A 21,851-nucleotide genomic window follows, 5' to 3' on the forward strand; every position below is an offset into this window, starting at 1 on the left:
AAATGATTGCTCGCCTTGATGGCAAATTGTTAGAAAAAACACCCCCTTTGATTGTGATTGATTGCGCTGGTGTTGGCTATGAGGTTGAAGTGCCAATGAGTACCTTTTATGGTCTGCCGGAAGTGGGGTCGCCATTGATGTTGCTTATTCATATGGTGGTGAGAGAAGATGCCCAATTGCTTTATGGATTTGGCACTGCGCAAGAAAAAAACACGTTCAGACAGCTATTAAAAGTGAATGGCATTGGTGCGAAATCTGCTCTTGCTATTCTGAGTGGCGTTTCTATTGACGATTTGGTGGCAGCAGTTAGTAGCCAAGATATTGCGTTATTAACGCGCATTCCAGGTGTGGGCAAAAAAACAGCAGAACGTTTATTGTTGGAGCTCAAAGATAAATTTGAGGCGACTGGTTTACATGCCGCAGTAGGACAAAAGACAGCCGCGCAGGATGTATTAAATGCCTTGCTGGCATTAGGATATAACGAACGTGAGGCGATGGCTGCTGTTAAATTATTAGACAAAGATAGTTCAGTTTCAGCAGGTATCAAGCAAGCACTAAAAGCGTTGTCAACATAAATGAAAAATTTGGGGATTAAATCAAGAGTTGTTTTATTAGGGACTTTGCCGGCTATACTTTTCTCTATCATGTTGGCGGGTAATGCAATAGCAACGGTTTTTAAAACCTTAGACAGCGCCCATCATGAACGCGGACGTATGATTGCCGCACAGTTGGCACCAGCGGCAGAAAATGACCTGATTTTGGAAGATACACAACGCTTGCAAACATTGACGCAGCAGTTGCTTTCTATTCAGCAAGCGTTACGCGCGGTGATTATTGCAGACCCAAATGGCAATGTGCTGGCAAGTAGTGGACTATCGATTGATGAGGCTCTGCTTCAGCAAATGGCGACTAATCGTTTAGAAACATTGAGCAAAGCAGAGAGTGTGATTTTTTCATCACCGATTAGGATGCGAGATGAAAAAGAAGATGTCCTGATAGGTTATGTGTATGTTGAATTAAGTAAAGCCAAATTGCATGCGCTGGAAAACGAATTATTTCAAAATATGGTGTTGGTTGGACTACTTGGCTTACTCTTTAGTGCTTTGGTTGCTTGGTTTATTGGCCGACACATTACTAAACCAATCCAAGATATCGCTATTGCAATAGATAAGATTGGTAATGGCGATTTCTCGCATGTGATTGTTGAAGACTCCAGTGGCGAGTTGAAAATATTGCAAGCAGGCTTTAATGCCATGTCGCAGCGACTTAAAAACGCTTATGCTTATATGCAAGAAAGAGTTGATGAAGTGACAGCACAACTGCGATATCAAACGCAGCATGATGATTTAACTGGCTTGATTAATCGACGTGAGTTTGAAGCAAGGTTATCAACCTGTTTGCTGGAAGTAAGTCGACTAGAGAGGCAGCATGTTTGTTGCTATCTCGATTTAGATCAATTTAAACTGGTTAACGATACCTGTGGTCATATTGCAGGCGATACGTTGCTTAAACAAATTGGCGGATTATTTCAAAGTCAGCTGAGTCAAAGCGATACGTTAGCGCGGTTGGATGGTGATGAATTTGGCTTGTTGTTGAGAGATAAAAGCGTAAAAGACGCAAATATTATTATTGCTCAACTATTTAAGTTGGTTAAAGATTACCGCTTTATCTATCAAGAGCGCACTTTTAATATTGGTGTTAGTGTTGGTATTGTCATGATTGATGCCAGCTTTGCTACTGCAAGCGATGTGATGCATGCTGCAGATGCCGCATGTGTTGGCGCCAAAAACGCTGGGCGCAATCAAAGCTTTTTATACAACCATGGCGATAGCGCCAACTTGCAGCGCCATCATGCTGTACATGCCATATCTGGTATTACCGATAAGATTAATGACGATAGCTTTGTGCTGTATTGTCAGCCCATTGTGCCGCTTTCTTTAGATGAGCCAGATCAACAACATTATGAAGTCTTGATTCGACAAATTGGTGCGAAAGGTGAAATTACTTTGCCCAAGACGTTTATATCATCTGCAGAGCACTATAACCTGATGCCAAATGTCGATCGATGGGTGATTAAGCAAACCTTCTCTGCTTGCAGAAAATTGCTTGATGCGCACTCGAGTAAAGTGAACTACCTACTTTCAATTAATTTGTCTGGTAAATCGTTAAGCGATAGTCATTTTTTGAACTATATTCAAGAGCAATTTGCTATTTATGCTATTCCGCCTAAAGCCATTTGCTTTGAAATTACAGAAACTGCAGCGATTGTGAATCATATGCAAACAGTGCAGTTAATCGCAACATTGAAAAAATTAGGTTGCAAATTTGCTTTAGACGATTTTGGTAGTGGTATGTCTTCTTTTACCTATTTGAAAAAATTTACCGTCGACTATTTAAAAATTGATGGTTCTTTTGTAAAAGAGATGCACCTTAATGCGATTGATTATGCAACGGTGCAGTCTATCCATGCAGTAGCGCAAGCATTAGGCATGAAGACCGTTGCTGAATATGTGGAAAATGACGCTATTTTGCATCAGTTGAGAGCAATTGGCGTGGCTTATGGACAAGGCAACCGTTTAGGCAAGCCTGTTGAGTTGAAACATTTGATAGAAAGTCTTTCTAAGGTAGAATCGTAACTTTTAAGCACTGAACATTAAGTAATGTGCTCGCTATAAAGTAGGCAAAGTTCACACCACAGGCCAAGATAATTGAGATTCCATGATTGAAACTGAGCGTTTAATAGCACCAGCAGCAGAAAGTCCTCAAGAGGAAGCGGTAGAGCGCGCTTTACGGCCTAAAGTATTAGACGAATATGTTGGGCAAGAAAAAGCGCGCGGCCAATTGGCTATTTTTATTGATGCAGCACGTGGCAGAAGTGAAGCGTTAGATCATGTGTTGTTGTTTGGTCCGCCAGGGTTGGGAAAAACCACGCTGGCACACATTATTGCGCGAGAAATGGGCGTTAATTTGCGGCAAACTTCAGGCCCAGTCTTAGAGCGCGCGGGTGATTTGGCGGCATTGCTCACCAATTTAGAGCCCAATGACATTTTGTTTATTGATGAAATTCATCGCTTATCTCCAGTGGTGGAGGAGATTTTATATCCAGCAATGGAAGATTATCGACTTGATATTATGATTGGTGAGGGGCCAGCTGCGCGATCTGTGCGTTTAGATTTGGCGCCATTTACGCTAGTTGGCGCAACAACGCGCGCTGGTATGTTGACAAATCCCTTACGCGATCGATTTGGTATTGTTTCGCGTTTAGAATTTTATTCGATAGAGGAATTGGGGCGGATTGTTTCGCGTAGCGCAGGCTTGTTAGAGTTGACAATGACCGATACAGGTGCGGCAGAAATTGCCAAGCGCTCAAGAGGAACGCCGCGGATTGCCAATCGCTTGCTAAGACGTGTGCGAGATTATGCCCAAGTAAAATCAGATGGCGTGGTTAGTGCAGAAATCGCAGATGCTGCTTTGCAAATGCTCGATGTTGATCAGTTAGGTTTTGATGTAATGGATAGAAAGCTATTGCAAGCGGTATTAGAAAAGTTTGGTGGCGGGCCGGTTGGTTTGGATAATTTAGCGGCAGCCATCGGGGAAGAGCGCGATACGATTGAAGATGTATTAGAGCCTTATTTGATTCAGCAAGGCTATTTAATGCGTACACCGCGTGGCCGAGTGGCAACCAGTTTGGCCTATCAGCATTTTGGGTTGGCTGTGCCAAGCCATTTGGTAAATGGCGAGCTTTGGCAGCAGACATCATGATTGTGTATGATTAATTCACCAGTCTTTCATTGGCCTATTCGCGTTTATTATGAAGATACCGATGCAGGCGGCGTGGTGTATCACAGCCAATATTTGAACTTTATGGAGCGTGCTCGTACAGAATGGTTGCGTTCATTAGGTTTTGAACAAGCAGCATTAAGAGCCTCTTTAGATATATTATTTGTCGTACATAGCTTGCAAATCCAATTTAAAAGGTCAGCACGGTTTGATGACTTGCTAGCCGTTGATACACAATTAACGTATTTAAAATTAAGCAGCTTTGAATGCAGCCAAATCATTTTAAGAGAACAAGAAACCATCATACAAGCACAGGTTAAGATTGCCTGTGTGAACGCCACAACTTACAAACCAACGGGAATTCCCGCCTCAATAAAACGTAGCATGGAGTCAATATGAATGCAGTCAATGACATGTCATTAATCACTTTAATCACGGGTGCTAGTTTGCCCGTACAAATTGTGATGCTTATTTTGTTAGTCACCTCTCTGTTATCGTGGTGGTATATTTTTTTGAAACTGTTCACGATTAAAGACGCGCAAAGAGACGCTGATGATTTTGAATCTACTTTTTGGATGGGCGGTAATTTAGATAAGTTCTATGATGCGGTGACTGCCAGTAAACGACGGGGTAAGTTACAAGGGATGGCCAATATATTTGAAGCTGGTTACGACGAGTTTAGAAAACACCAAAATGATGGCGACCAAGAGTCAGCTGACATTGTAGAAGGTGCAAGACGCGCAATGCGTGCCACCTTTAACCGTGAAATGGATAATTTGGATGCGCACTTGCCTTTCCTTGCTTCTGTTGCATCGGTTAGCCCGTATATCGGTTTGTTTGGTACTGTTTGGGGCATTATGAATTCATTCCGTGGTTTATCTAATGTGGCGCAAGCGACATTGAGCCAAGTTGCGCCTGGTATTGCAGAAGCGCTCATTGCAACGGCTATTGGCTTATTTGCCGCTATTCCTGCTGTAATCGCTTACAACCGTTACGCAGCCAGTGTTGATAGGCTTGCAGTGCGTTATGAAAGTTTTATCGAAGAGTTTACCAATATTTTGCAACGTCGCGCTTAGTGACTGTTCTTGGGCAAAAGGAGTATTAAATGGCAAGAGCACGTAAACGCCGCATGATGAACCAAATTAATGTTGTGCCTTATATTGATGTGACATTGGTCTTGCTGGTTATTTTTATGGTGACCGCGCCAATGACTAATCCAGGAGTCGTGGACTTGCCCTCTGTTGGACAAAGTTTGCAACAAATGGCGGCGCCAATAGTGGTTACAGTTAAAAAAAATGGCGATACAGAAATAGATGGGAAGGCATTACCTCTCGATCAAATGCTGGCTCAGGTGAAATCTCAACTTGATGAAGAGTCGCGGTCAGTTGTAGTAGCAGCAGACGAAAAAACTGAATATGGTGATATGGTAAAAGTGATGGATTTGCTGAAGCAAGCGAATATTCAAAAGGTAGGCTTGTTGTTAACCTCGCGCTAATATTGATGACTTATGTTTAGAACTCACGAAGCCTCAATTGCTTGGAAGTCTGGCTTGCTCGCCATGCTGGTGCATATCGTTTTGTTGGGTGCTTTAATCTCTTCATTTAATTGGAAAGCAGCGCACATTGTTGTGGCGGTAAGTGAGGTAGAGCTGTGGGATGCATTGCCCAATATTAGTAATACACCAAAGCCAAAGGAGTCGCCAAAACCTATACCAAAACCTGAACCCAAACCCAAACCGGAGCCAAAGCCTGAGCCAAAGCCAGTTGATTCACCGAAAGTAGTCAAATCAACAATTGAAGAACCTAAAGTTGAGGAGTCTAAGCCAGAAGTGGATATTGCTTTAGAGAAGAAAAAGAAAGAGGCAGAAAAGCTGGCAGAACAAAAGAAAACAGAAGAAGCAGAGCGAAAACATCAAATTGCAGCGTTGCAAAAAGAGGTCTTAAAAGAAACCGATACAAACCAAATAGAAAATGATGTCGCATTTAAACAATTACAAGCTGAAATGCGAGGTGAGGTCAGCAAGCCAACCTTGGCTGCTAATCAGGGGGTAGTCAATGAATACATGGCTAAGATTCAAGCTAAAATACGGGGTAATGTGAATCGATCACTATGTGGAGAGGGGAATCTTGAATTGACTTTTAAAGTTAGTTTAATGCCTAATGGCGAGTTTATAAGTCAACCTGTGTTAACAAAATCAAGCGGTAACGCGGCATGCGATAGTGCAGTTGAACGTGCAATCATCGCATCAGAGCCGTTTCCGCTGCCAACAGATCCTGACGCCTTTAGTCAGTTTAGAAACTTAAATTTAAAGTTTAAACCCAATGCTATACTGCAATAAATACGTGCTTGAAAGATGCAACAGCTTCATTACAATGATAGGCGTTTACCTTGATAAAATCAGTTTATTTAACTTTGGAATAGATAGTGACATTTATGTATATAACTAGATTGATCACTTTTGTTGTTATAGCCTTTTGCTGTTTGACAGCCCAAGCTGCACTAGATATCGAAATCACGGGTGGCGGTGCGCAACAAACACCAATTGCAGTTGTGCCCTTTGGTAATAGCAAAGGCATGAAAGACGACATGGCTAAAATTATTAGTGATGATTTGTATCGGAGTGGCTTGTTTAGGCCGCTTAACATCAATGGTATGCCAAATTTGCCCATTAATGTCGCGCAAATTAAATATCCAGAATGGGCGGCGTTGCAAGCGCAAGCCATTGTGGTGGGCAGTATCGTCACCCTGCCTGATGGGCGTTTAAATGTTTCATTTCAGTTAGCAGATGTGCTAAAACAACAACCACTAGTTGATATGGACTTTCAGCTTCAGGCTAAATATGCGCGTATGACTGCGCACAAAATAGCAGATGTCATTTATGAGAAATTAACAGGTCATCCTGGTGCCTTTGCTAGTCGAATAGCGTATGTTAAGAAGTTAGGTGAGCGACATTTTTTATATGTAGCCGATTCAGATGGCCACAACGCACAGGCATTAGTCAACTCAAATGAGCCTGTTATTTCTCCTGCATGGTCACCAGATGGGTCGAAAATGGCTTATGTATCTTTTGAGAAAAAGAAGCCGATTGTTTTTGTACACACCTTAGCAACTGGTGAGCGTAAAATTGTGGCTAATTACAAGGGAAATAATAGTGCGCCTGCATGGTCGCCAGATGGTAAGAAATTAGCGATAGTGTTAACTTATGGCGCTAACTCGCAAATCTATACGATTAATGCGAGCGGAGGAGATCTACAAAAAATAACTAAAAGTCGTGGCATCGATACTGAACCAGTATTTTCGCCCGATGGCAAGTGGATTTACTTTACTTCAGATCGCGGTGGGAAACCGCAAATATACAAAACGAGTGCCAATGGTGGCAGTGAAGTTACACGTGTGACTTTTGAGGGTGCTTATAATGTTAGCCCGCGTTTTGCACCAGATGGAAGTAAGCTTCTTTATATCCGTAATGATGGTGGGCGCTTTAGGGTTGCGATGCAAGATTTAACGAATGGACAGGTGCAATTACTGAGTGATGGGCGCCTCGATGAATCGCCTAGTTTCTCACCTAACGGACGCGTTATACTATATGCAATAAAAGTTGGAGCTAAGGGTTCTTTGTCATCTGTCTCATTTGATGGTAAAGTACGTCAAAGTCTAAGTGAAGCCAGCGGAGATGTTCGTGAGCCAGCATGGGGACCAATGCTCAAATAATTTTTTAATTAAGTAACTGCAATATAATCTGTATAGAAAAACCGTAACGTAAAAGGAGAAACGTATGAAAAACGTAACAAAAATTCACACTAAATTATTGATGGCACTTGCGATACCAATGTTTTTGGTGGCCTGTAAAAGTACACCAATGAAAGATGATGCAGCTGTGGAAGATAATAGTGCATCAACATCTACAAGTGACAGTGCTGATGTGCAAGGTGCTGTGATTGACAGTGCAAGTGCTGATGCCAGTACTAATGAATTAAATGACCCAAACAATATTCTATCGCAGCGGAACATTTACTTTGATTTTGACAGTGATGCAATACGTGCAGAGTTCCGTCCAAATATCGAGGCGCATGCTAAATATTTGCAGGCAAACACTAATGCAAAAGTAACGCTGCAAGGTAATGCGGATGAGCGCGGCACACGTGAATACAACTTGGCCTTAGGTCAACGTCGTTCAGTTTCTGTTAAAGCGGCACTGAATCTGTTGGGCGTGTCAGACAGTCAAATTGAAACAGTTAGCTATGGTGAAGAGAACGCAAATCCAGCTTGTAGTGATGAAGCTTGTTATCAAGCTGATCGCCGTGTAGAAATCGTTTATCCAAACGAATAACGGGCTAAGCGATGGATAAACTGCAAGCAAGTCTTGCAATCAGCTTATGCGCATTGATTGTTAATGCGCAAGCTGCACTCTTTGACGATACTGAGGCGCGAAAAAAAATCTTAGAGGTTGAGGTTAAATCTTTGGCCAATCACCAGACGCAAGTTGTTGAGATTGAAGATTTAAATAAGCGCATGGGTGTATACAGTCAAGGGATGCTGGATTTGCAAAGTGAAATCGAACTGCTAAAGCAGGAGATTGCGGAGCTAAGAGGCGCATTAGAAGTTGCCAATCATGCAGTAGCAATGGCAGAGCGGCGGCAAAAAGATTTGTATGCTGACACGGATGCGCGTATTCGTAAATTAGAGAGCGGTGCACCTCTAGCAAGCCTTGATGAAGATGCTGATGTTTCAGGGCTGGCAGTTAATGCTGATGCTGAAATTTATAAAGCCTACAAGCATGCTTATAACTTAAGTCAAGAAAATAAGCACAAGGAAGCATATGAGGCCTTTAATGTATTTATTACGCAATATCCAGATAGTAAATACACGCCTGATGCACTTTATGGCTTGGGGTATTCTCAATTTGCATTAAAAAATTATCAAGCTTCAATGGCAAGTCAACAAAAGTTGCTATCGATTTATCCTAATAGTGCAAAAGCGCCTAATGCAATGTACAGTATTGCCAACAGTCAGATACAGCTAGGGCAAATCAATAATGCCAAAAAAGCATTGCGTGATTTAATTGCAAAATACCCAACTGCTGCTGTGACACCAAACGCACAGGCGCGTTTGAAAGTATTAGAGTCGATTAAAGCGGATGCGCAATAGTGAGTTAAGCTGTTTTGCTTTAAAATAACGCCAACTTTGCTGTTGGCGTTTTTTTTAGGCATTAATTTAAAGATGAAACTATTTGCATGTCGTTAAAAGTTTACGAAATATTTTATTCATTACAAGGTGAAAGTTCGCGCATTGGACTGCCTACCGTTTTTGTGCGGCTAACAGGTTGCCCAATGCGATGTAGTTATTGCGATACGGCGTATGCTTTTTCTGGTGGCAATAATATGGAGATTGAGGCGATCTTAAATCGAGTGCAGTCTTTTGGTACGAAATATGTCACGGTCACTGGTGGAGAGCCATTGGCACAAAAAGAGAGTTATCTTTTGTTGAGCAGCTTGTGCGATGCAGGTTTTGATGTTTCGCTAGAAACGGGTGGTGCCATGGATATTGCGCCTGTCGATCCGAGGGTTTCTGTTATTTTAGATATAAAGACGCCACGCTCTCTCGAAGACAAAAATATGCTTTGGCGTAATTTAGATGTGATTAAAGCAAAAGATGAAATTAAATTTGTCTTATGCGACCGTGATGATTATGACTGGGCAAAACAAAAAATGCTTGAATTAAATTTGGTAGATAAATGCCCTATTTTGTTTTCACCTAGTTTTAGTGAGCTAAATCCAACCGACTTGGCTGAATGGGTATTAGCGGACCAGCTGCCGGTGCGGATGCAGATGCAACTTCACAAAATTTTGTGGGGAGAAAAGCCCGGTGTTTAATACAACTATTGTTGTACGGTAAGGTGTGTAGCCATGAATAAAAAAGCAGTGGTGCTACTATCGGGTGGATTAGACTCTGCAACTTGCCTAGCGATTGCAAAATCACAAGGTTTTGAATGCTATTGCTTAAGTCTAGATTATCATCAGCGTCATATTGCCGAACTGTATGCGGCTAAAAAAGTTGCTATCAGTTTAGGTGCGCAGGAGCATAAGACGGCGCAGCTTGATTTGAGTTTATTTGGAGGTTCGGCGCTCACCGATAATAAAATTGATGTGCCAGAGCATGCATCGGAAGGTATTCCTGTAACGTATGTACCTGCACGTAACACCATTATGCTATCGTTGAGTTTGGCTTGGGCTGAAGTGCTGGGTGCGCAAGATATTTTTATTGGTGTTAATGCATTAGATTATTCTGGTTATCCAGATTGTCGTGAGGAGTATGTAAAAGCTTTCCAGCAAATGGCTAATTTGGCTACCAAAAGCGCCGTTGAAGGACAGCAAATAAAGGTACACGCGCCGTTGATTGACATGACTAAGGCTGAAATTATTGCGCAAGGGACATTGTTAGGTGTGGATTACAGCGCAACGGTTTCTTGTTATCAAGCAGATGCAAATGGACGTGCTTGTGGTGTTTGTGACTCTTGTCGCTTAAGAAAAGAAGGTTTTGTTAAAGCAGGCATTATCGATCCAACAGCTTATAGAGGCTAGGCTTAGATTAAGGCGCTGGTTTTCGGTAATATAAAACAAGGTTTTCTGCAAGCTTTGTATTAATTATTCTTTGCTATCTGAATTAAAGTGACGTATAATCCGCGCCTTTCTGCAGAAAATTATTTAATAAGAGAATATATATGGTTGTTATTCGTTTATCACGTGGTGGATCTAAAAAGACCCCATTTTTCAATTTAGTTGTGGCTGATTCTCGTAATCGTCGTGATGGTCGTTTTATCGAGCGCGTTGGTTTTTATAATCCATCTGCAAGCGGTGCGGCAGAAGCGTTGCGCGTTGACCAAGATCGCGTCAATTATTGGACTGGCGTTGGTGCTCAGCTTTCTGACACTGTTAAGCGTTTGGTAAAGTTATATGCAACTGGTCCTGAAGGCATGGCAAAATCAAAAGCAAAAGATGAAGCGAAAGCTGATGCTGCAAAAGCAAAAGTAGCGGCAGCAGAAGCTGCTAAAGCGAAAGCTGCTGCAGATGCCGCAGAAGCTGAAGCGAAGGCAGAAGCCGATGCTAAAGCTGCTGCAGAAAAAGAAGCTGTAGCGGAAGTTGCTGTTGAAGAAGCGCCAGCACAAGAAGCGGCTGCTGAAGCAACAGAAGAGCCAAAAGCTGAATAAGGCTTAGCCGTTTTCAATGAAAACGGGAGCAGATAGCTTGGTTATCATGGGGCGCATTGTCGCCCCATATGGTGTGCAAGGCTGGGTTAAAGTATTGCCTGACACGGAAGCATTAGACGGTTTGTTGGACTATCAAACTTGGCAAGTAGGCAAGGATGGTGATTGGAAGCGCATGAAACTCATGTCTGGCAAAGTGCATAATGATGTGTTGGTGGTCAAGCTTGAAGGTGTTAATGATAGAGATACAGCATTTGCTTGCAAAGGCATGCAAATTGCAGTGACTAGAGATGCTTTGCCAGCGCTAAATGATGAAGATGAGTTTTATTGGTCCGATCTGATTGGGTTGGCAGTAACTAATCAGCAAGGCATTGCATTTGGTAAGATTGTTGATGTGTTTGAAACTGGTGCTAATGATGTCATCGTTGTTCAAGGGGAAACGCAAAGATTAATCCCGTTTGCAGAACACACGGTTATTAAAGTGGATATCGAACAGCAAACTATGCTGGTTGACTGGGGTGAAGACTATTAACTGTTTCAGTTAATCGAGTTAACAAAATGATATTTGATGTCATTACTCTATTTCCAGAGACGTTTGAAGCAATTACTAAGCATGGCGTAACTGCACGTGCTTTTGAGAACAAGATTGTTGATTTGAGGTGCTGGAATCCAAGGGATTTTACAACGGATAATCATAAAACAGTTGATGATAGGCCTTATGGCGGCGGCCCTGGTATGGTCATGCTAGCAGAGCCGCTAGAAAAAGCTATTATGGCGGTGAAACAGAAGCAGAGTGATCAAGGTTTGCAGACTAAAGTAGTTCACTTGTCACCTAGTGGAAAAGCTTTAACGCACCAAAAGGTGTTAGAACTGAGTCAGCTACCAAGCTTGCTCTTGTTAACAAGTCGTTATGAGGGTATTGATCAGCGTTTGTTAGATGCGCATGTTGATGAAGAAATATCCATTGGTGATTATGTGTTAAGTGGCGGAGAGTTGCCAGCCATGGTGTTGATGGATGCGATCATTCGTTTACTACCAGGCGTGTTGGGCGATGCAGCATCGGCAGAGCAAGACTCGTTTGTGAATGGTTTGCTTGACTGTCAGCATTACACTAGGCCAGAGGTGTATAAAGATAAACAGGTGCCTGAGGTGTTGCTGTCAGGTAATCATGAAAAGATTAGGCAATGGCGATTGAAGCAATCGCTGGCGCTAACAAGGGCAAAACGCCCAGATTTATTGGCCGCAAGGTCGTTGACGAAAGAAGAAGCTCGGCTGCTCATAGAAATAGAGCAGGAACAAGCATCTTCATAACTAAAAGGAGCACACAGTGGCAGATATTATTAAAATGTTAGAAGAGGAAGAAATTGCCCGTTTAGGCAAAAATATTCCTGCATTTGCACCAGGCGATACATTGGTTGTTGGTGTTAACGTGGTTGAGGGTACGCGTAAGCGTGTACAGGCTTTTGAGGGCGTTGTGATTGCAAAACGTAACCGTGGTCTTAACTCATCATTTATCGTGCGTAAAATTTCTTCAGGCGAAGGCGTTGAGCGTACATTCCAAATGTATTCACCTTTAATTGCAAGCATTGAGGTGAAACGTCGTGGTGATGTTCGTCGTGCAAAACTGTATTATTTGCGTGAGCGTTCAGGTCGTTCTGCGCGTATTAAAGAAAAATTGGTATTAAGAGATAGAGAAATAGCAACAGAATCATCAGCAGATTAATGCTTGATATCAATCAAAAGCCTCAAAACTAAGTGAAGTTTTGAGGCTTTTTTGTTGTTTATCTAGTTGCGAAGCTTAGTTATTTCCAGTCTAATTAAATCATGCAACTTACTTACCACCGTCCACTGCAGTTCGACGCTGTCATAGAAGCCCCTTTTGGCGCTGTTGGTGTCGCTATTCATCAAGGTCAAGTCTCGACTGAATTATTGCGTGGGCAATACCCAGCTAAATCAGTAGTGCATCCATTGGTTAAACTGATTGCGGAACAAATCAATGCTTATTTCAATAATGCTACTTATGTATTTAATTTACCATTAACGCTGAACGGTACACCTTACCAACAACTCGTTTGGCAATCTATTTGTGAAATTCCAGTTGGCCAGGTGAGGAGCTATCAAACCCTTGCTCATCAACTTGGTTCTGGCGCACGTGCTGTTGCAAATGCCTGTGGTGCTAATCATTTGCCATTGCTAATCCCATGCCACCGTGTGGTTGCCAAAGATGGTTTGGGTGGTTTTATGCGCGGTCACCCACAAGGAAGGCTGATTAAAACTGCGCTCCTTAAACATGAAGGGGTCAATCTTTGATTGTTTCAAGTGCATTACCGAATATACAGCAACTGGATGCTTTTATTGACCATCTGTGGTTGGAGGATGGTTTGTCGAAAAATACACTAGAAAGTTATCGCGCTGATTTAACACAGTTTGCCCATTGGCTGCAGCAGCAACAAGCTGATTTACTGCAGGCCAATCAGGCGCATATTCAGCAGTATTTGGCAATCAAATTTCCACTGAGTAAACCGCGCAGTATTGGTCGGTTAATTGCGAGTATGCGTCGCTTCTATCGCTATTGCTTGCGAGAGAACTTAATTCAAATAGATCCTAGCTTGCAAATTGAATCACCAAAACTGCCACGTAGTTTACCTAAAAGTTTAAATGAGCAAGAAGTAGAAGACTTATTGAATGCTCCAGATATTAATCAGCACATTGGCTTACGAGATAGGGCGATGCTAGAATTATTATATGCAAGTGGCCTGCGTGTTTCTGAATTGGTGACTATTAAGGTGAATGAAGTCAGCACGCAAGATGGCGTAGTGCGTGTCACTGGCAAAGGTAGTAAAACCCGCTTAGTTCCAATGGGTGAGGAGGCGGCTGATTGGATAGTCCAATATCTAAAATTAGCGCGTCCAGCAATTTTACAAAAGAGAATGAGTGATAGTTTGTTTGTTACTAACCGAGCTACTGCAATGACGCGGCAAGCTTTTTGGTACTTAATCAAACGTTATGCATTACAAGCTGGGATTAATAAACCAATGTCGCCGCATGTCTTACGTCATGCATTTGCTACGCATTTACTGAATCATGGTGCTGATTTGCGTGTTGTGCAGATGTTGTTAGGTCACTCGGATATTTCAACGACCCAGATTTATACCCATGTCGCCAGAGAGCGACTTAAGAGTCTGCATTCAGCACACCACCCAAGAGGTTAGTGCTTGGCGCTTCGGCGATAATTGTTGCGGCTTCCCATTCAATAACAATCTGTCTAGCCTCAATATAATTCTCATCATCAACGCTAACTGTTACCAAATCGGCGGCAGGTAGTTCACCCATGCCGCCTTGTAAATACTCGCCTTGAATAAATGCACGAATATTGGATTGCGCTAGCAAGCTTTTAATCATATGGGCATCAAGGCTATTGGCTGCGTGATAAATAATAATCACTTTTTAACTCTCTCAATCATGACGCCTAGTGCTTTTAATCCAGCCAATATATTTGGTTTTGCCACTTTAACTTTTACACTTTCGGCTTTAAACTCTTGCAAAATTAATTGACAAAGATGTTCAGCCAACGCTTCAACGAGTTTAAAACGATTTTCTTTTAATGTTTCACGAATACGCTTCACAACCATGCCATAGTCAATGGTATCTTCAATCGCGTCGCTTTGACATGATTTAGTTAAGTCGTAGCCAATTTCAATGTCTAGCATAATGGTTTGCGGTTGCAAACGTTCCCATTCAGGAACGCCAAGTATAGTTTCTACTGCGACTTGTTCTAAAAATATCGTATCCATAAAATTTGATGCCTAACGATTGGGCTATGGTTTAAAATGCAATGATTAGATTTTAGTGCATATTGTTTCTAAACACTAATCATCCAATTTAAAAGATAGTTTAAAAGGTCTACTATGAATCAGTTTGGTTTTATTCCTGTTACCTTGATGCCAGTGCTTTGGATAGTGGGCGCTTACTTGTTGGGTTCAATTTCGTTTGGAATTTTAGTCAGTAAATTGTTTGGCCTAGATGATCCAAGAACCGTAGGCAGTGGAAACCCAGGAGCAACCAATGTATTACGCAGTGGTAAAAAATCGGCTGCCTTGTTAACGTTGCTTGGTGATGCGTTTAAGGGGTGGTTACCTGTGTGGTTGGCGTTGCAATCAAATCAGTTGATGTGGGTAGTCAGCTGGGTGGGTATTGCGGTATTTTTAGGACACTTATACCCGATTTATTTTAAATTCAAAGGTGGAAAAGGTGTTGCGACTGCATTGGGCATGATGATTGCTATTTCGCCGCTGTTAGGCTTGGCAGCATTAGTAACATGGGTGATTGTGTTTGCATTTAGTCGCTATGCCTCATTAGCCAGTATTGTCGCGGCTTTATTTGTGCCCATTCATTCTTATTATTATTTGCGACCATATAAAGATTTCTTTTTTATGTTATTAGTGTTGTCAGGTTTATTAATTTGGCGACACAGAGGCAATATTAAAAAACTGTTAAATGGTACGGAAGATGGCTTTAAAAAGAAAAAGTAACCTTTTTTATCCTTTACGGCGCCATTAGTTCAGCTAAATCCCATCTCGGACGCACGCCAAAGCTATAGTCTTTTTGCACGTTGTGTTGCATTGCTTTTAATCTTTGGGCACCAGCAAACGCAATCATAGCGCCATTGTCTGTACAAAATGCTAAGCGTGGATAGCTCACTGTGCACATTTTACGGCTTGTTGCTTTATTTAAGCGCTCACGCAATCGCGTATTTGCGCCAACGCCACCGGATACAATCAAATTATCTAGGCCAGTTTCACGTAAAGCCGTCATGCATTTTGTGGTTAATATTTCAGTCACCGCTTCTTGAAACTCCCAAGCAACGTCGGCTTGCGCTTGTTTATCTAGTGGCTGATGCTTACTAACCAAAGTGAGAACAGCAGTTTTTAATCCACTAAAGCTAAAATTTAAATCTTTGCTGTGCAACATGGGTCTTGGTAGAGTAAATCGAGGTTTGCCCTGCAAAGCAATTGTTGCCAATGCCGGACCTCCTGGATACCCGAGTCCGAGTAGCTTGGCTGTTTTATCAAAAGCCTCACCTGCAGCATCATCTAAAGTATCGCCTAATAGTTGATATTGGCCAATGCCATCAACGCGCATTAATTGACTATGTCCACCTGAAACAAGTAGTGCGACGAATGGAAATTGTGGCGGGTTATCTTCCAACAAAGGCGCTAATAAATGCCCTTCGAGATGATGGACGCCGATACTTGGCACATTAAGCGCAAACGCAAGTGATTGTGCGATACTAGTTCCGACGAGTAACGCGCCCGATAGACCCGGTCCTTGCGTATAAGCAATGCCATCAATGTCTTGTAAAGTTTTGTTGGCGCTTTCTAGCACTTGCTGCGTAAGCGGTAATGCGCGTTGTATATGATCACGCGAAGCTAATTCTGGCACCACGCCGCCAAAGTCAGCATGCATTGCCACCTGCGAATGTAATGCATCTGCTAATAGACCTTGCTCAGTATCATAGAGAGCGATGCCGGTTTCATCGCAGGACGACTCTATACCTAAAACTAACATGCGAATATTGCCATATAAAATTTGCTTAAACTGAATTAACGCGTTAGAATACGCGGTTTTCGACGCTACATCAATGTAGTGTTGATTTTTGATAAAGAATTTTTAAGGAATGGTGATTTAATGTCTTCAATTCGCGTTAAAGAGAATGAGCCGTTTGATGTTGCGCTACGCCGCTTCAAACGCTTGATTGAGAAAACTGGTTTGATTAATGACTTGCGTGCGCGTGAGTATTATGAAAAGCCAACATGGGAGCGTAAGCGTAAAGCGGCTGCTGCCGTTAAACGTCAATATCGTCGTTTACGTAATCAACAATTGCCAACAAAACTTTATTAGTTCATTCGCGCTTACTGATGACATTAAAGACTCAGATAACTGAGGACATGAAGACTGCAATGCGCGCTAAAGATAGCACGCGTTTAGGCACAATCCGATTGTTACAAGCAGCAATAAAACAGCGTGAAGTTGATGAAAGAATTGAGCTAAACGACGCCGACGTAATTGCTGTGATAGAAAAAATGCTCAAACAACGTAGAGATTCTATCACTGCTTATGAGTCCGCCAATCGGGCTGATTTGGCCGATATTGAAAAAGCAGAAGTGGTGGTATTACAAACCTATTTGCCTAAGCAATTAACTGATGATGAAGTGGTTGTACTGCTAGAGCAAGTGGTTGCAGACACAGCAGCGGTTGATATGAAAGATATGGGCAAAGTAATGGCAGCAATTAAGCCGTTAGTTGCTGGTAAAGCCGATATGGGTAAGATATCTGGCTTGATTAAATCTCGATTGGCCTAGTGGGCAATCAAAAGTAAAAGAGGAGCGAATAGCTCCTTTTTTTTATTTACGCTATTATCATACAACACCATAATATTTCAGACTATGATTCCTGAACAGTTTATCCAAGAGCTACTCAATCGCGTCGATGTGGTCGATGTTGTGGATAAAAGCGTTCCACTTAAAAAAGCAGGTGCAAATTACTCAGCATGCTGTCCTTTCCATAATGAAAAATCGCCAAGTTTTACAGTCAGTCCTACCAAGCAGTTTTACCATTGTTTTGGTTGTGGCGCGCATGGTACAGCGATTACTTTTTTAATGGAATATAACGGTTTAAGTTTTGTGGAAGCGATTCATGATTTAGCCAAGCAAGTGGGCATGATAGTGCCGCAACAAGCACATGATCCAGATAAGCCAAGACAACAAAGAGTGGTAGGCTTACAAGATGCTTTGCAACAAGCGGCTATTTATTATAAGGCGGAACTTAAAAAATCACAGCGTGCGATTGCGTATTTAAAAGGACGTGGTTTGAGTGGTCAAGTAGCGGCTAAATTTCAGGTGGGTTATGCGCCGGCAGGCTGGCAAAATCTACAAAGCGTTTTCCCACAATATGACAACGAAGTATTAGCCACTGCCGGGTTGGTAGTAGAAAATGAGCAAGGGAAACGCTATGACCGTTTTCGTGATCGCATTATGTTTCCAATTCATAATCAAAAGGGTGAAGTGATTGGCTTTGGTGGGCGCGTCATCAACCCTGAAGATACACCAAAATATTACAACTCTCCCGAAACGCCAGTTTTTCAAAAAGGGCATGAATTATATGGTTTATTCGTAGCACGACGTGCGATTCGAGATGCTGGTCGCGCGTTAGTGGTGGAAGGTTACATGGATGTCGTAGCACTCGCGCAGTATGGTATTGATTATGCGGTTGCTGCTTTGGGAACGGCAACGACGCCATTTCATATTACTAAATTGATGCGTCAGACAGATGAAATTGTATTTAGCTTTGATGGCGATCATGCGGGGCGCACAGCAGCTTGGCGAGCCGCGATGAATGCATTGCCAGCATTGACAGACGGTTTAAAGCTTCGCTTTATGTTTCTACCAAATGCACATGACCCTGATTCTTATGTGCGTGAATTTGGTAAGGAAAAATTTGAAGCTGAAATTCAAAATGCGATGCCTCTCTCACAATATATTGTGCAACATTTGAGTGAGCATAATCCTTTGCATTCCGATGAAGATAGAATAAGGTTGTTAAAAGACGCTGAGCCAATTCTGGGGCAAATTAAAGCGCCCATGCTTGCTTTAATGCTGCGTAAAAAAATTGCTGAATTGGCGCGGCTAACAGAAGAGGAAATGCAAAGACACTTAAAACTTCCTAAGCCAGTTATGGCACCCAAAAAGGGAATGCAAAGACAATCAAGGTTGCCAGTATCCTTAAAAAAACGATTTATTCTAATGGCGCTCATGCGACCAGACTTGGTGGTCAGTCAAGATTTGACCTTAGCTCAAAGTGGCATGATAGAGGATACTTTTTTAAGAGAAGTATTGTATGTTTGTTTAGCGAATCCGAGCTTTAAGCCCGCCGCGCTTCTGCATGCGATTAAGAACGTTGATATAAAGCTACAGACAGAAATTGAAAGAGAGTTGCATTTGTTAGAAGAAAATGTGGATTTTGCTCTTGAATTTAATGGTGTGCGTGCCCAGCTTTCAGGGGAGATGCAGCAAATAAAAGAGACGCAATTATTGAACCAGATTAAAGAAAAGCCAGTTAGCGCATTGACACTAGAAGAGCGTGAGTTGTTGAAAAAGCTGGGAGTGAAATAAAACAATAACCTGTTTAAAATGATCAATAAAAGAGGTAATGAGATTGCTGTGTTTTTATCTGTTTTTGCATGTTAATAGAAGTTAAAATCATGTATAATCCGCGGTTACCCGAAATTAATCATTACTCTCGTTTTTAACTGTTTGTTGCCGATACTTAAAGAGAATTGAAGGACGTGCATGGCTAGACCTAAATCAAAGAAAACCTTAGAAAAAGAAAAGCAAAAGCTTGCGACTGAAGCGCTAAAAGACCCTGCAGCTGTTGCCCTGGATGCAGAGACAAGACGCACGCGATTAAAAACCTTAATTGTACTGGGTAAAGAGCGCGGTTATTTAACCTATGCAGAGATCAATGATCACCTGCCTGACGACGTATCCAACACCGATCAAATAGACGGCATTATCGGTATGATTAACGATATGGGTATTCAAGTATATGAGCAGGCGCCTGATGCAGAAGCCTTGTTAATGAATGATGTGCCTACGCCAATTGCTGATGATGATGCTGTAGAAGAGGCAGAGCAAGCGCTAGCAACCGTCGACTCCGAGTTTGGACGCACCACAGACCCTGTACGTATGTATATGCGTGAGATGGGCACTGTAGATTTGTTGACGCGCGAAAGTGAAATTGAAATCGCTCGTCGTATCGAGGATGGCTTGAAACACATGGTGCAAGCGATTGCTGCATGCCCAACAACGATTACTGAACTGCTGAGTATTGTTGATCGTGTTGAGAGTGAAGAAATTAGCGTCGAAGAGCTTGTTGATGGCTTAATTGACAATGATATTGGTCTGGATGAAGCATTTGTTGCAGATGCCGCAGTTGCTAAAACGGACGATGATAGTGACGATGATGGCGATGATGATGGCGATGAAGAAGAGGCTGAAGCAAAGGCTGAGGCAATTTCTGCAGAAGCGCTGTCTAAATTAAGAGAAGAAGTGATTACTCGCTTTGCTGTGATACGTGAAACAAATGCCAAGATGAACGTAATCCGCGAATCAAGAGGCTCTCAGGATCCTGAGTATAAACAGTTACATGAAGTAGTATTGCAAGAGTTAATGGTGTTCCGTTTCTCTGCTAAACAAGTTGAGTTGTTGTGTAATCAGGTGCGTAATCTGGTACAAGACATTCGTATGCATGAACGTAAAGTATTAGAGTTTTGTGTGAATAAGTCTGGAATGCCACGGCAACACTTTATTAAAAGTTTCATTGGCAATGAAGTGAATCTAAACTGGCTGGATGATGAGCTAGCTTCTGATAAGCCCTATACTGAAGTCTTGGCTCGCTACAAAGACTCGGTGATCGATCAGCAAGATCGCTTGATCTTTTTACAAGAAAAAGTGGGTTTGCCTATTAAAGAACTAAAAGATATTAATAAGCAAATGACAACTGGCGAAGCAAGGGCGCGTCGTGCGAAGCGAGAAATGATTGAAGCAAACTTACGTTTGGTGATCTCGATTGCGAAAAAATATACCAATCGTGGCTTACAGTTTTTGGATTTAATTCAAGAAGGTAATATTGGCTTGATGAAGGCGGTTGATAAGTTCGAATATCGCCGTGGTTTTAAGTTCTCTACTTACGCCACTTGGTGGATTCGGCAGGCGATTACAAGATCTATTGCTGATCAGGCGCGTACGATTCGTATTCCTGTCCATATGATAGAAACGATTAATAAAATGAATCGTATTAGTCGTCAAATTTTACAAGAGACAGGACAAGAGCCTGATCCAGCTTTATTAGCCGAAAAAATGGAAATGCCAGAAGATAAGATCCGTAAAATCTTAAAAATCAGCAAAGAGCCAATATCAATGGAAACGCCAATTGGGGATGATGAGGATTCTCACTTAGGTGACTTTATTGAAGATACGACAACATTGGCACCAATGGATGCTGCAGTTTATGGTAGTTTACGAGACGCAACTTCTGAGGTATTAGAGTCGCTTACACCACGTGAAGCAAAAGTATTGCGTATGCGATTTGGTATTGAGATGAATACCGATCATACACTTGAAGAAGTCGGCAAACAATTTGATGTGACACGCGAGCGCATACGTCAAATTGAAGCAAAAGCGCTACGTAAATTAAGACATCCTACGCGTTCTGAAAGATTAAAAAGCTTTTTAGAAACAGGTCAGGATTAATTGAAATAAAGGTTTTTGGCCCTCTAGCTCATGCTTGGTTAGAGCAGCGGACTCATAATCCGTTGGTGCCGTGTTCGACTCACGGGGGGGCCACCACACATTGTTAACAATGCAAAATTTGTTTTCTTATCATTACACATCAGAGGAGCATGAATTGAATACAACATTAGTACTCGAATACCTTAAAAAACATGGACAGAAGCTAGATAGAGAAATTGCGCAACAGACTGGTATTTCTCTTGAGCAAGTACACGATTCAATTACACAATTGGAATCAAGTAAGGCAGTGTCTAGTTGCAGCGTTACTAATTTTGAGAACGGCGTTGCCATTGAAGGCCGCCTGTGCAGAATTTCTGGTTATATACCACCAGCAGCACCGGGCAGAAAGTCATCACCACAACCCTCTTCATCGTGATTAATTAGACGCAATCTAATCGTTGCACGCAAGAAAATAAAAAACGGCTTATACAAATGTAAGCCGTTTTTTTTGGTTTAAATCTTCAGTACGGAGGTGTTTAATCTCTCAAAATACGCGTAGTATTTTGATATTAACCTAA

At 42.0% G+C, this 21,851-nt stretch carries 27 protein-coding genes and 1 tRNA gene; 25 read left to right on the top strand and 3 right to left on the bottom strand.

Annotation, left to right across the window (positions count from 1 at the left end):
- Positions 1-2: 2 nt before the first annotated feature.
- The 18 genes from ruvA (at position 3) to xerD (ending at position 14,196) form a co-directional block, all read left to right on the top strand.
- Positions 3-575 (top strand): Holliday junction branch migration protein RuvA, encoded by a 573-nt coding sequence (gene ruvA, locus KFB94_06685; GenBank protein QVL44980.1) that lies wholly within the window; start codon positions 3-5, stop codon positions 573-575.
- Positions 576-2,636, top strand: coding sequence for an EAL domain-containing protein (locus tag KFB94_06690; GenBank protein ID QVL44981.1), 2,061 nt, complete (start codon positions 576-578; stop codon positions 2,634-2,636).
- 82 nt (positions 2,637-2,718) lie between these two features.
- The gene (gene ruvB / locus KFB94_06695; GenBank protein ID QVL44982.1) at positions 2,719-3,762 is read left to right on the top strand and encodes a Holliday junction branch migration DNA helicase RuvB; all 1,044 of its coding nucleotides are present in this window, start codon (positions 2,719-2,721) and stop codon (positions 3,760-3,762) included.
- Between the two features lie 6 nt (positions 3,763-3,768).
- Positions 3,769-4,179, top strand: coding sequence for a tol-pal system-associated acyl-CoA thioesterase (gene ybgC / locus KFB94_06700; protein QVL44983.1), 411 nt, complete (start codon positions 3,769-3,771; stop codon positions 4,177-4,179).
- A complete protein-coding gene (gene tolQ, locus KFB94_06705; protein QVL44984.1) occupies positions 4,176-4,856 on the top strand; it encodes a protein TolQ in 681 nt (226 codons plus the stop codon). Before ybgC ends, tolQ begins: the two co-directional genes overlap by 4 nt.
- A gap of 29 nt (positions 4,857-4,885) precedes the next feature.
- On the top strand, positions 4,886-5,275 hold the full coding sequence (locus tag KFB94_06710; GenBank protein ID QVL44985.1) for a biopolymer transporter ExbD: 390 nt from the start codon (positions 4,886-4,888) through the stop codon (positions 5,273-5,275).
- Positions 5,276-5,287: 12 nt separating this feature from the next.
- A complete protein-coding gene (gene tolA / locus KFB94_06715) occupies positions 5,288-6,118 on the top strand; it encodes a cell envelope integrity protein TolA (GenBank protein QVL44986.1) in 831 nt (276 codons plus the stop codon).
- Between the two features lie 95 nt (positions 6,119-6,213).
- Positions 6,214-7,491, top strand: a complete 1,278-nt coding sequence (gene tolB / locus KFB94_06720; protein ID QVL44987.1) for a Tol-Pal system protein TolB — start codon at positions 6,214-6,216, stop codon at positions 7,489-7,491.
- A 64-nt stretch (positions 7,492-7,555) separates the two neighbouring features.
- Positions 7,556-8,110 carry a peptidoglycan-associated lipoprotein Pal gene (pal, locus tag KFB94_06725; GenBank protein QVL44988.1) on the top strand — a complete coding sequence of 185 codons (555 nt, stop codon included), beginning with the start codon at positions 7,556-7,558 and terminating at the stop codon, positions 8,108-8,110.
- 11 nt (positions 8,111-8,121) lie between these two features.
- Positions 8,122-8,928 carry a tol-pal system protein YbgF gene (gene ybgF / locus KFB94_06730; GenBank protein QVL44989.1) on the top strand — a complete coding sequence of 269 codons (807 nt, stop codon included), beginning with the start codon at positions 8,122-8,124 and terminating at the stop codon, positions 8,926-8,928.
- 86 nt (positions 8,929-9,014) lie between these two features.
- Positions 9,015-9,653 (top strand): 7-carboxy-7-deazaguanine synthase QueE, encoded by a 639-nt coding sequence (gene queE, locus KFB94_06735; protein QVL44990.1) that lies wholly within the window; start codon positions 9,015-9,017, stop codon positions 9,651-9,653.
- 33 nt (positions 9,654-9,686) lie between these two features.
- Positions 9,687-10,361 carry a 7-cyano-7-deazaguanine synthase QueC gene (queC, locus tag KFB94_06740; GenBank protein QVL44991.1) on the top strand — a complete coding sequence of 225 codons (675 nt, stop codon included), beginning with the start codon at positions 9,687-9,689 and terminating at the stop codon, positions 10,359-10,361.
- Between the two features lie 140 nt (positions 10,362-10,501).
- On the top strand, positions 10,502-10,987 hold the full coding sequence (gene rpsP, locus KFB94_06745; protein ID QVL44992.1) for a 30S ribosomal protein S16: 486 nt from the start codon (positions 10,502-10,504) through the stop codon (positions 10,985-10,987).
- 16 nt (positions 10,988-11,003) lie between these two features.
- Positions 11,004-11,516 carry a ribosome maturation factor RimM gene (rimM, locus tag KFB94_06750; protein ID QVL44993.1) on the top strand — a complete coding sequence of 171 codons (513 nt, stop codon included), beginning with the start codon at positions 11,004-11,006 and terminating at the stop codon, positions 11,514-11,516.
- 26 nt (positions 11,517-11,542) lie between these two features.
- On the top strand, positions 11,543-12,295 hold the full coding sequence (trmD, locus tag KFB94_06755) for a tRNA (guanosine(37)-N1)-methyltransferase TrmD (protein QVL44994.1): 753 nt from the start codon (positions 11,543-11,545) through the stop codon (positions 12,293-12,295).
- 34 nt (positions 12,296-12,329) lie between these two features.
- Entirely contained in the window at positions 12,330-12,707 is a 378-nt protein-coding gene (rplS, locus tag KFB94_06760; protein ID QVL46602.1) for a 50S ribosomal protein L19, read from the top strand.
- Positions 12,708-12,808: 101 nt separating this feature from the next.
- Positions 12,809-13,294 carry a methylated-DNA--[protein]-cysteine S-methyltransferase gene (locus KFB94_06765; GenBank protein QVL44995.1) on the top strand — a complete coding sequence of 162 codons (486 nt, stop codon included), beginning with the start codon at positions 12,809-12,811 and terminating at the stop codon, positions 13,292-13,294.
- The gene (gene xerD, locus KFB94_06770; protein ID QVL44996.1) at positions 13,291-14,196 is read left to right on the top strand and encodes a site-specific tyrosine recombinase XerD; all 906 of its coding nucleotides are present in this window, start codon (positions 13,291-13,293) and stop codon (positions 14,194-14,196) included. The genes KFB94_06765 and xerD overlap by 4 nt, the downstream gene beginning before the upstream one ends.
- On the opposite strand, the gene KFB94_06775 is transcribed toward xerD, so the two are convergent.
- Both KFB94_06775 and folB read right to left on the bottom strand, forming a co-directional pair.
- The gene (locus tag KFB94_06775) at positions 14,159-14,428 is read right to left on the bottom strand and encodes a DUF2007 domain-containing protein (GenBank protein QVL44997.1); all 270 of its coding nucleotides are present in this window, start codon (positions 14,426-14,428) and stop codon (positions 14,159-14,161) included. The genes xerD and KFB94_06775 overlap by 38 nt on opposite strands.
- Complete coding sequence (gene folB / locus KFB94_06780; protein ID QVL44998.1) at positions 14,425-14,778, bottom strand: dihydroneopterin aldolase; 354 nt, start codon at positions 14,776-14,778, stop codon at positions 14,425-14,427. Before folB ends, KFB94_06775 begins: the two co-directional genes overlap by 4 nt.
- A 114-nt stretch (positions 14,779-14,892) precedes the next feature.
- Between folB and plsY the strand changes: the two genes are divergently transcribed.
- A complete protein-coding gene (gene plsY / locus KFB94_06785; GenBank protein QVL44999.1) occupies positions 14,893-15,516 on the top strand; it encodes a glycerol-3-phosphate 1-O-acyltransferase PlsY in 624 nt (207 codons plus the stop codon).
- Positions 15,517-15,529: 13 nt separating this feature from the next.
- Here plsY and tsaD read toward each other — a convergent pair whose 3' ends face one another.
- Positions 15,530-16,552 carry a tRNA (adenosine(37)-N6)-threonylcarbamoyltransferase complex transferase subunit TsaD gene (tsaD, locus tag KFB94_06790; GenBank protein QVL45000.1) on the bottom strand — a complete coding sequence of 341 codons (1,023 nt, stop codon included), beginning with the start codon at positions 16,550-16,552 and terminating at the stop codon, positions 15,530-15,532.
- Between the two features lie 120 nt (positions 16,553-16,672).
- Here tsaD and rpsU point away from each other — a divergent pair, with 120 nt between their 5' ends.
- From rpsU to KFB94_06820, 6 genes are all read left to right on the top strand, one after another.
- Positions 16,673-16,885 (top strand): 30S ribosomal protein S21, encoded by a 213-nt coding sequence (gene rpsU, locus KFB94_06795; GenBank protein ID QVL45001.1) that lies wholly within the window; start codon positions 16,673-16,675, stop codon positions 16,883-16,885.
- Between the two features lie 17 nt (positions 16,886-16,902).
- Positions 16,903-17,346 (top strand): GatB/YqeY domain-containing protein, encoded by a 444-nt coding sequence (locus tag KFB94_06800; GenBank protein QVL45002.1) that lies wholly within the window; start codon positions 16,903-16,905, stop codon positions 17,344-17,346.
- 84 nt (positions 17,347-17,430) lie between these two features.
- Positions 17,431-19,155 carry a DNA primase gene (gene dnaG, locus KFB94_06805; GenBank protein QVL45003.1) on the top strand — a complete coding sequence of 575 codons (1,725 nt, stop codon included), beginning with the start codon at positions 17,431-17,433 and terminating at the stop codon, positions 19,153-19,155.
- Between the two features lie 177 nt (positions 19,156-19,332).
- Complete coding sequence (gene rpoD, locus KFB94_06810; GenBank protein QVL45004.1) at positions 19,333-21,294, top strand: RNA polymerase sigma factor RpoD; 1,962 nt, start codon at positions 19,333-19,335, stop codon at positions 21,292-21,294.
- 17 nt (positions 21,295-21,311) lie between these two features.
- Positions 21,312-21,390: transfer RNA gene (locus KFB94_06815), tRNA-Ile, on the top strand.
- 13 nt (positions 21,391-21,403) lie between these two features.
- Positions 21,404-21,709 (top strand): ArsR family transcriptional regulator, encoded by a 306-nt coding sequence (locus tag KFB94_06820; GenBank protein ID QVL45005.1) that lies wholly within the window; start codon positions 21,404-21,406, stop codon positions 21,707-21,709.
- Positions 21,710-21,851: the final 142 nt, after the last annotated feature.

The sequence above is a fragment of the Methylophilaceae bacterium genome, from assembly GCA_018398995.1.
Lineage (GTDB): Bacteria > Pseudomonadota > Gammaproteobacteria > Burkholderiales > Methylophilaceae.